Source organism: Leptospira ainlahdjerensis (assembly GCF_016919175.1).
GTDB classification, from domain to species: domain Bacteria; phylum Spirochaetota; class Leptospiria; order Leptospirales; family Leptospiraceae; genus Leptospira; species Leptospira ainlahdjerensis.
In genome coordinates, this window is record NZ_JAFFPU010000016.1 from 120,223 (window position 1) to 130,461 (window position 10,239).

Annotated in this window: 7 protein-coding genes and 1 pseudogene; 4 read left to right on the plus strand and 4 right to left on the minus strand. The window is 37.5% G+C overall.

The annotated features are described in order from the left end of the window. Positions 1 to 14: 14 nt before the first annotated feature. From JWG45_RS04290 to JWG45_RS04300, 3 genes are all read right to left on the minus strand, one after another. Positions 15 to 3,662: an Ig-like domain-containing protein gene (locus JWG45_RS04290; RefSeq protein ID WP_205278546.1), complete on the minus strand. Its 3,648-nt coding sequence runs from the start codon at positions 3,660 to 3,662 to the stop codon at positions 15 to 17. A 1-nt stretch (position 3,663) separates the two neighbouring features. Beyond that, positions 3,664 to 5,184 carry a TolC family protein gene (locus tag JWG45_RS04295; protein ID WP_232380519.1) on the minus strand — a complete coding sequence of 507 codons (1,521 nt, stop codon included), beginning with the start codon at positions 5,182 to 5,184 and terminating at the stop codon, positions 3,664 to 3,666. A gap of 1,018 nt (positions 5,185 to 6,202) precedes the next feature. Further along, entirely contained in the window at positions 6,203 to 6,595 is a 393-nt protein-coding gene (locus JWG45_RS04300) for a helix-turn-helix domain-containing protein (protein WP_205278547.1), read from the minus strand. A gap of 424 nt (positions 6,596 to 7,019) precedes the next feature. Here JWG45_RS04300 and JWG45_RS04305 point away from each other — a divergent pair, with 424 nt between their 5' ends. Then, positions 7,020 to 7,925 carry an LIC10906 family membrane protein gene (locus tag JWG45_RS04305; protein WP_205278548.1) on the plus strand — a complete coding sequence of 302 codons (906 nt, stop codon included), beginning with the start codon at positions 7,020 to 7,022 and terminating at the stop codon, positions 7,923 to 7,925. A gap of 1 nt (position 7,926) precedes the next feature. Here the strand turns inward: JWG45_RS04305 and JWG45_RS04310 are convergent, their stop codons facing one another. Continuing rightward, entirely contained in the window at positions 7,927 to 8,364 is a 438-nt protein-coding gene (locus JWG45_RS04310; protein WP_205278549.1) for an XRE family transcriptional regulator, read from the minus strand. Positions 8,365 to 8,633: 269 nt separating this feature from the next. Here JWG45_RS04310 and JWG45_RS04315 point away from each other — a divergent pair, with 269 nt between their 5' ends. The 3 genes and pseudogenes from JWG45_RS04315 to JWG45_RS04325 all read left to right on the plus strand — a co-directional run. Continuing rightward, entirely contained in the window at positions 8,634 to 9,005 is a 372-nt protein-coding gene (locus JWG45_RS04315) for an LIC_10907 family protein (RefSeq protein WP_205278550.1), read from the plus strand. A 402-nt stretch (positions 9,006 to 9,407) separates the two neighbouring features. Beyond that, positions 9,408 to 9,818, plus strand: coding sequence for a hypothetical protein (locus JWG45_RS04320; protein ID WP_205278551.1), 411 nt, complete (start codon positions 9,408 to 9,410; stop codon positions 9,816 to 9,818). Next, a pseudogene (locus JWG45_RS04325) lies at positions 9,815 to 10,239 on the plus strand (hypothetical protein); the annotation flags it as partial. The gene JWG45_RS04320 and the pseudogene JWG45_RS04325, both read left to right, overlap by 4 nt.

Sequence of the window (10,239 nt, forward strand, 5' to 3'; positions counted from 1 at the left end):
ATAACCTCTTTATACTAATTGCTTTCAAAGAAAAAACTGAAAGGGGAGGATAATGCAGCTCCTCCAGGATTCGTTGCCGATTGGTCTATTTGAATTAGATACAATGGAAAATTGGAACCCGCAATGCCGGTATTAAATAGCATGTCGAATCCGCAACCTGGGCTTCTATCAGTCATTGAAATCGTAAGTACTCGATCGCTATCTGTCCACGTCCAGTTACCGCGAAATACTGAAGAGGCAGAACTTGGAAGCTGAGAAATACTGGAGATGCTGACAGCATTGATTGTTGTAATCGGATTCATCGGCTGATTGAAAACGATTACAAGGTTGTCTGACGTACTGTCTGCTGGGCAGGCTTGTAATCCTGGAGTAAATGTATAGGTAGATGCCTGTAGAATTGGATTCGTATTTTGCCACCAGCAGCCGCTGTTTAGGGCAAAACTCGTACAGTTTGGTTGGTTTTGGAGCCCGATCGCTAATACTTGCGGCGAATTGTTTTCCGTTTTGAACGTTAGCGAAAATGGATTCTGTAGATTGTTGCCGGCAAGGTCCTTTGCGGATGTTGAAATGTTAAGATTAAAATTCTGATTATTATTCAACGGGAGAATTGGCGTTAGAATCATATCGCTACCTACAAAAGAAATCGCAAAATTCCCAGACGGTGAAGTTGAGAATGCATTTTGAGTAGAGTTTGGATCCATCGTCTCATTGAAGTGTACTATAATCGGAGAACCGACGCACACGTTTGGAGTGAAAGTTCCATTTTGCAAATTTAATAAATCGTTAGTAGGTGCTCCACAGTTATCCCCGTCCCCGTCAACTTCAAAATCGATACCTGTAACGATAGGCTGTGCGGAGTCCAACGCTCCGACTACAAACGTTGCGTTTACTTGATTGCGTAGGCCTTTTCCTGAAGTATTCGTTATCGAAGTCGGCAAAGAAATATTAAATCTCCGGCCGTATTGAAACGCAAGGTCGGGAGTAAATACCATCTGATTTGCCGTCGGAAAAGTAAACTGTCCTGTCACAGCTGGTGAAATTGAAAAACCGCTCCGCAGACTCGCAGGATTCATTGGTTCTGAGAATGTTAAAACAATTGGATTAACGGCTGGATTACCGGTACACCCATTATTTACCGTTGCTGCTAAAATATTATTTATTGCTCCAAGACCAGCTTGGCAATTTGCTAATGTTCCAGCAAATACATCGATTGAGTTTACAGCTGGAAAGCCGCCGACCGGAGAAGAAAGAAAATATAATACAAAGTTATTCTGTATTTTAATTCCACTCGTATCAGCAGCATTTTGACCAAGACTGATGACATATTGTGTATTGGGGTTCAAGGATTGCGTTGCGATAAACCTCATCGTCGTCGGTGACACCCAGGAAACCATACCTGAAATATTAGGCGTGATTGAGAACGCTTGCGACGTGACATTCTGATCCATATTTTTACTAAATATAATTTCAAAGGAAGCGCCTTGACCGGTTCCGACGTTATCGTTACAGACATTAGTTACAAAAGAGGCTGATAAAGAATCATCCATTCCCGCATCACAACCTCCCGGTCCTGTGGAGACGTCAGATAAAACGTTTAGAATGCTTGGCGGAGTATTGTTCATAGGTCCACCATTGCCCGTTGTAAAGAAACTAATAAAATCCGAAACTAGGCTATTGCCAGCAAGGTCTTTTGCGGCTGAAGAAATCGTTAGTCTGTATTGCGTGAAGAGATTCAAGTCCTGAGAAGGTGTAAAGAGCAACTCAAACGGATTCGGCCAGGAAATAATCCCTCCTACTGACGGCGATAATGAAAAGGCGCTTGTTGTGGAGGTTTGATCCATTGCCTCGTTAAATCTTACTCTGAACCTTGATCCGGAAGCAAGGTGGCAAATGTTAGTTGTAAGATTCGGGATTTGCGTTAAACCTAAAAAACCACAAGCAGGCGCAAGATCCCCTAATAATGGACCCGTTGTGAAGTCTAACTTCGGAGGAAGCAAATCAATTCCGAATGTAAAAGAAAATGAATATGAGGATCCTATTGTATTTCCGTCTATGTCCATAGCTGAACCGGGAATACTAATTGTGTAAGTTGTATTTTGCCAATCCTGACTTGGCGTAAAAACCAGGAGGCTAGTATTTCCGCATGGTCCCGTGCTTCCACAAAGTGCGTTTCCACTTGTTAACCAAGTTTTAGTCCCGAGAATATTTGGTGAGATATTAATGGAGTTTTCGACAGAGGACGGAATCATCGATTCGCTAAAGTGGATAAAAATCGGAGTATTTAGAGAGGGGGCTATTGCACCGGAACAAGCCCCGGTCTTGTCTCTGATTCCGTTAATCGGATCTAATATGGAGGCTAAGGATCCAGGTGTGCAGCCCGCGCCAATGTTCGTAAAAGCATCCTGCAAAACGACTCGAGGGATTTGAAAGTCTTGGCCTACGGTAAAAGAAAAAGAGTGGTTTTGCCCTAATAAATTTCCAGCTAGGTCACTTGCGCTTCCTGAAACCGTAACAGTATAGGTAACGGAGTGTTGCCAAGGTGTGACAGGTGTAAATATCAATCTACTTGTCGTTCCACAAGGGCCGGTGGTTCCGCAGGAAACGTTTGGACTGGCCACCCAGCTTTTAACTCCATTTATACTTGGCGAAATCGAAATACCTGAATCTGTAGTGGATAGATTCATACTTTCAGAAAAATCTATAAATATAGGAGAACTTTGAAAGCCGGGAACGATTCCTGTGCAAAAGCCGGTTGCATTCATCAAACCACCTGGAAAAAGAAGCGAAGCCAACGTACCCGGAGAACAACCCGTCGCATTCTGTATAAAACCATCCTGTAAAGTAACGAACGGTTTTACAATCTCAGTGCCAACTGTAAAACTCGCGGTAACATTATGACTCAACGGATTATCGGAAGTATCTTGCGCCGATTTTGAAATTGTAATGACATAAGTAAGTCCCGTCGTCAAAGAATCCATAGGTGTATAGGTAAGTATCGTATTGTTATTACTCCAAACATAGGAGCCTACTAATTGTGGGATAGTTAGAAAGTTCGATTCTACTGAACCGCGGTCCATGGGCTTTGTGAAAGTGACGACAATCGGACTATTGACGCAAACATCCGTATTACTATAAAAGTTACTAGGAAAATTGACTATTTCCATTAATGGGCTTGTGGGCAAACACCCGGAGCCATTTTTCTTTCCTTTGATTGAAATCACGTCAGGGGGGGTCACATCGGTGCTAACGGAAAAATCTATACTATAAGGTTTTTCTAGGTCTCTTCCCTCTTGGTCTTCGCAACGATTCGAAAGGTTTGCAAGATAAGTGATTCCCCCCTGCCATCTTTGAGAGGGGGTGAAGGTAAGAACATTACCGTTGATTTCAAAGAGGCCCGTTAGTCCTGGTTGCATTGCGAAAGCGCCAATACAGCTTTGCTGATCTATCGGCTTATTAAACGTAATGATTATTTTTTGATCTCTGAGCACGCCCGTTTGTCCCGGTGCAGGAATCGAATACATAACCTTTGGAGCCGCCGGGTTGTTGTCTAATGGGATCCAGTTTTTAAATTTATTTTCCAGTTTACTACAGGATAATAATACAAGTGAGTAAAGAAATATTGATATTAGCTTGATCAGGGGTGAGGTTTCTTTTCTGTGCATCTTATTTTTTCCTTGCTGGATCGAATTCATCTAACGTATTTGAATCTAATTCGGACTCGATATCACTTTGATTAAAGTATTCTTCGAGATCCTTGCTTTTAAAGTTTGAATCGACTTTAGCTTTAGGAATAGGTCGATTCTCTAAAATCAGAGGAAGAATTGTATTTCCTTTGCTCGGTTTAAATTGAAAAAGACTTAGCGAATCTGGTTGCATACCGGAGACCCATTCTAATTCATAAACGGAAGTGCAATACTTTCCAATTGCATCTACTAACTTTTCCTGTGCCCCGACCAATTCGGTTTCCGCAAATAATATATCCGCTCTTTTTGCGTCACCAACTTGCAATTTTGTAGACATCAGTCTCATACTTTCATAGCGAAAGTAGACCATACCGCTTCCGATTTTGATTAAATCGTAAGATTCAAAAACTGAATCCCCCGCTTTTTCTACTTCTATTGCAATAGATTGCTCTAATCTTTTTTTTTCGGCTAATGAGTCGCCCAACCTAATTTTACTTTCCATAACCTTTCTTGAATAACTCATACTATCTAAAATTTGAAGATTATTTGTGGTTGCGGCGTTGAAGTTGGGATTGACTGTGCCTGCGAAACCGGTGCTCGCCTGGTTATTATAGCGCATCCCTAAATTTTCGGTGGTAGTATTCGTTGATCCGCCTAACGGGAATGTTACTTTCAGATTCACATTCCACGTATCGTTTTGTAACGGATAGTTAACTCCGGTTCTCCCATAGGATCCGCCAACGGATACTTGTGGAATCCAGGCGTTTTCAGCTAACTCTCTTTCCTTAGCTAATTTTTTGTTATTAATTTTTATTTTGAGAATCTCAGATCGTTCATTCTGAGCATTTTGAATTAACTTTTCTTTTTTGAATTCAGGATTTTGAATATAGAAATCGGTTAGCAAATTGCCTTCAATTTCGATTTCAGAAATATAGTCCAGGCTCATCGCTAATTTTAAATCGTTTTTTGCTTTGAGATATTCATTGATCGATTTTACTAAGGCAAATTCTATTTCTTGTAATCTTGATGCGACGCTTAATACTTGAATTTGCGTTGTGAATCCTAATTTTGATTCCAGTTTCGCCAATCGAAGTTGTTCTTTGGCTCGTTCGACAGATTTTTTGTTGAGTGCAACTTTTGCTAAAGCTACTAGAGTGTTTATAAAACTTTTTTGAACCTCGAGTTTTACCTTCGAAGAAGTGATCTTGAAGTCTTCTCTCGTAAGGGTTTCCTCTAATTTTGCGATATCTAAATCTAACTTTTTTTTCCCTCCATCGTAAATAATTTGATCAACATTTAGTAAGATTGCGTTGTAGATATAATCGCTCGAGTCTTGTATTATATACTTTTGTCTCGTAACATTTAATCCTAAAGTTGGAAGAAGATCCCTCCACCTTTCGGCAATCAATTCTTTAACAGCGGCATTTTTATTCTTAATGGAGAGTAGCATATAATAATTGGTTAAAGCAATTTGAGTAGCCGTTTCCAAGTTTATTCTCATGGTGCGTTTTTCAGATGCATACAAACCGGTAGATAAAAAAATAAAGTATACGATAACGACAGAAAGAGAAATTAGCTTAAATATTTTACTCTTAATTAAACTCGGATCGTTCGGCACGGTTAGTTTCATCATTAATTCAATTGTAGAAGATCTCTTTGTTAATATTCTTGATTGGCAAAAACCTATTCTCAATCAAACCAAACCTAAATAAAAGCTTGAGTGTATCTTTTATCTTTTTCTTGCAGGCCAAGTTTGGTTTTGAATGAACTTGTCCCTTTTAACTTCTCACTCTTTGAGGTTTTTGATGAAGAGTGATGTAGTTGAGAATGCCAACAGCTTTCTAATGTTTTCATTTTGAACAAATATAACATGAGGTCTCGTTAATTCTCCATGATTGTAACAATTGTGATATTATGTCATAAAAAAAATCACAAAAACGTCTTTACGTCAAGTGCCAACATTGGGAAGTTTTAGTCAAGACAGTTCTATTTGTGAAGGAATCGAGTGGGTGGTGGTGAATACTATCAAAAACATTTACTGCTAAAGAATATCGGGTGTTTACTAACGTTAATTGATTCGGATTTTATATTTAACTTAGTTTTTCAAGGAAGGGTTATTGTAGGCTTTGATAAATTATAAAATGACATATATTTTTGAAAATGTATGAGTTTTTCCCATTCAGATTCCTTGTTAAATACAGGAACGACCTTTTTAATTGCGATTTAACTCTGAATTACTTTGAATTCAGTTTAATGATCTTATAGAATGGGAAGGAATCTTGAAAGATCGGTCTATTTTAATGAAGGACCTATCTTTGCTAGGATTAGTTGTTTAGGGATAAATTATTTCAGAATCGAAAGATTGAACTTTTTAGTAAGTAAGAAAATGAATCATTCTCATGCACCTCCGCGGTCACGGGTTGCTATCAATTCGCAATTTTGAAAAAATTAATTTCCGATTATAAAAGTCGCATAGCCTAAGTAGTAAACAAAGTATTGAAATAAAATTCTACAGAATTTTATTTGGAATGCTTTCTTACCAAGCTCAAGAGAAGGGTGCGGGCAAGTTGAAATTCGTTTTTTGGTAAATTCGATAAAATTATTAAGAGTTCTCGCAGAGGCTTATTTGATAAAATTTTTTTAAATAGATTAATTTCTGCTTCGTTATAGGGATTGGCCATGCGGAAATTTGTGTGTGACGTCCTCATAGGGAGATTGCCGCTTAGAATCCACTCTCGCCTAAATCCATGAACCATTTCAATCGTAATAGCCGCATCTTCCGGAATTGGAAATCGCCCGCTTAACCATCCGCTTATGGTCTGTTTGGACTTACCTATGGTCTCTCCAAATTCTTTTTGATTACCTTTAAATTGAGTTAGGATAATTTTTAGTCTTTTTTTTTGGTTGTTCAAATTGTGTCCGAAAATAATACTTTTTATTTCAGTATGGTATTAAAATAATACCATACTGAAGATTCAGGCTGTTGATTTCTCTAAATGGCTAAAAGGTCATTTAGAAATCAACATAAAAGTCCCTAATTTTGGGAGGTTCTGTTCGGGATTTTTAATAGATATTTTGTCAGTTCTTGGAATGAGAAAAAATTGCGAAATTTGTTTAAGATTGCGAAAGATAAAAACTGGAGTTCGATTCAATCAAGCTTTATATCTTAAAGTTCGGGGTCGGGTTTATTTTTTTTAGATGCATTAACAGTATTTCATAAACTGATCAGACTTACTTATGAATTTTATGGGAATTATAGCTTAAATCAATGTGTTCTCAATTTTAAAAGATCGAGACTGATTGGAAAAACGAAAATCTTAAATCTACGTGGTTATTATGAATCCTGATTTTTACATTCCGGCTTTTGCAGGTATATCGCATTTTTTCTTCGGTATCTATGTTTTTAGATTAAGGCCAAGGCAATCGGTTCAGACAATATTCTTCCTATTAAATTTGTTACTTTCTCTTTGGATGTTGATCCAAGCGGTGAGAGGATTTCTACCGCTTTCATTCAGAAATCTTGCTCTGAATTTAACTTTTCTTCCCATCTCCTTTGCGCCGTTTACTTTGTATGTTCTGTTTAAGAAAATTGAAGATAAAGATAAAGGGATCCCCTTTTGGACTTTGATTTTGAGCTTTTTCGGATCAGTTTGTATTGTTTATACCTGTGTTTCTCAGAAAATGGCTACTTTAAAAGATCCGGAAAATTTCGTTTTTGATCTTAACCTAAACTATCACCTTTTAGTTATGTATCTATGTTTTTGGATGTTTTTGGCGATTACTACTGTTACACGAACGATGTTGGTAAAACGAGGAGATTTTAAAGTAAGGTTATTTTTGGTTTTATTAGGAGCTGCACTCGTTTTACCTATTACGACTGCTTTTGTGTATTTTCTTCCGTTACTTGGAATATATAAACCATATCTATCTTCGGTCGGGTTAATCTTTGCTTCGATCCTTTGGGCAGTTGCAATTCTTCATTATGACGCTTTTAAGATTAAAGAAGAAGTTCTGAAAGGCAAGGAGGTTCTTTTGTTGAATAGGGCTGCCTCGCTCGGTTTTTTGAAACTTTTGGAGAAATTGGATCCCATGAGATTTGTTCAAAAGAGCGCTCATGAAAAAGAAGAGATCACAAAACAAATCCTTATACAGGACTATAACCTAACAGTAAAGACCGGAGAGTTGTCGGTAGAAAAAAGAGCTCGAATCCTATCGAAAAAGTTCGGGAAGTATTTTAAGTAACTTATTTATTTTTTGCGATTGCGATAATCATTTGATAGATTAGGTTTCTTGTCTCCGGCGGGACTTCTTTATAAAAGGAAATCATCGTATCTTCGGCCTTATCATTAGAAATTTTATTCCAAAGAAAATCTCTTTTTCTCATTTTCTCTACAGTTTCAGAATTTTCATCGTTGGTCGCGTTGATTTCGGGATTACCTTGCCCTTTCGTTAACCAGAGTCCGGAAATCCGGTGGATGTATTCTATTTCGGCCGCGATTTTATCTAAAAGCGGGCGTTTATCATTGCAAATATAGCTAATGTAGTTTTGAGATTTTCCAATAGAGGTTGCAAAATCCTGATCATTCATCGCTAAGATGTTCTTGATTGCATAGCGTAGCCGTTTTCCCGGTGTGGAAAAATCGATATTTTCTATTGAAATTGTGATAATTTTATTTGACATATATCACAAAGCGCCTTATTTATGTATTACCCGGAACCTTTATTGTTTATTGAAGGATAGACATAGGATCCTTAACTCTTAAATACAATCCAAAATTGTAAATTATTAATTAATACTTAGTTATTTTAAATAACAAAAAAGAATATTAGGAATGTATGAATTTTCTTTTGCGGTTACTTTTTTGAATTTCAGCTGGATAATTTTTAAAAATTGCAATGAGCGATCATCGAATCCAAGTAAGAAGCTTTAGTAAAAGTTAGGTTTTGAATATGTTGAAATGGTATGATTTCTATGAACTCGAATTTTCTTTAGGCTCTTTACCTAAATTAAAAAATAAGATTAGCAACGCTTCGGTTTGGAAGGAAAAAAAGGAAAAAGCTCCAAAAATACTACGACTTGAAATTTTTATACATAGACTGATCTTTAAAAAAAGAATTTTAACCCGGCGTTACGAATGGTCGAAAAACGAGCTAAAATCTATTTTTTCAGAGAATTTAGTTCTGCAGAGTTTGTTAGAAGAGAGAGAAATCCAGCTCTTTCTGTTAGAAAAAGAAAATATTGAGATGAAAAAGCAATTAGAGTTATTTGGGGCTTTGAAAATCGGAAGTAGTATTGAATTGAAAGTAGGATTTGGAGAATAGACTCGGTTCAGTTCGCAGAAGAGCATTTTCTAATAATTTGCAAGTGAGTTTTGAAATAGTCTTTGAAAGGACTAGAAGAACTTAAAAAAACTTGTAAGTTTTATGAATCGGTGCAAATATTGTATTTTTGCTTTATTTTAAGTTGAAGTTTGTAGTTATTTATTTGGGAAAAATATTTATCTGATCTGAATTATGCTTAACGTTTCGAAATTTTATATCTTTCCTTTTGTAATCTTTTTTTCAACTGTAGGCTTTTTCAGTAATTCATTGCACGCAACGACACCTGCATACGTGGTTGAAGCTAACTTTGAATTCTTCGAAGAGTCTGAATTTAGGAACGCACTATCCTTTCAAAATTCTATTCCCGAAAATTCCAAAGTGAAACTTTCGGATATTAAAGTTTTGGAAGTTCAAAGTGAACGTTCTTTTGCAAAAGGCGAAGTTGATTTTTTAGGTCCGGACTTCCACTTTTTAAAATCTTTAAAGACGTTTTCTTTGATTCAAGATTCTATTTTTAAAATTGTTTTCTCCGATTTTTCTTCGAACCGATTTGAGTTTTCAGATCCGAACTCTCCTTCTTTTTTTGTTTCTTTTTATTTCTTGGATCTTTTGCTTCCGGAGAAACATCGGAAGATTTTTCCTTCCTTTGCTTCGTATCCGACTTCGTTCAAGGATCAGAGATTGATTCCTAAGTCGATTTCGGAAATCCGTCTTTCTTTTTCTCACAGCGTCAATCGAAAACTAATGCGTTACTATGCGATTCGTTCGGATGGTCCGCCCTATCATTCTTTAAGTCAGGTGTCTATCGTATGAAACAAGTCAATTCCCCTTTTTCCGGGTCCTCCTCTCATTTCTTTCGTTTTTCTCTCGTTCAACCGCTTTCGGTTATTTGGAATCAGTTACTTTATGAACCTTCGGTCGCTCGGGGCAAATTCCTGAATTCGAACCAGAGTTTGGGTCATAAGAAGTTCTTCAGTCCTTTTTTAAAACGTGCGGTCTCCGGTCTCTTACTCCTTACGTTCTTTTTTACTTTTATTCTTCCCATTTCCGAATTTTCCGAACTCAAGGCGCAATCGGTCCCGCAACTAAATTCCACAAGAGCGTTTACGAACGCCGATCTACAACCTTATGTGGACGCCGGAAGACTTCAAAACGACCAGTCTTCCTTTATGAATATTGTAAACGGCGGGGAACAGGCCGTGGAAGCTTCTTGGGAAGCGGCGGTGGACGCTGA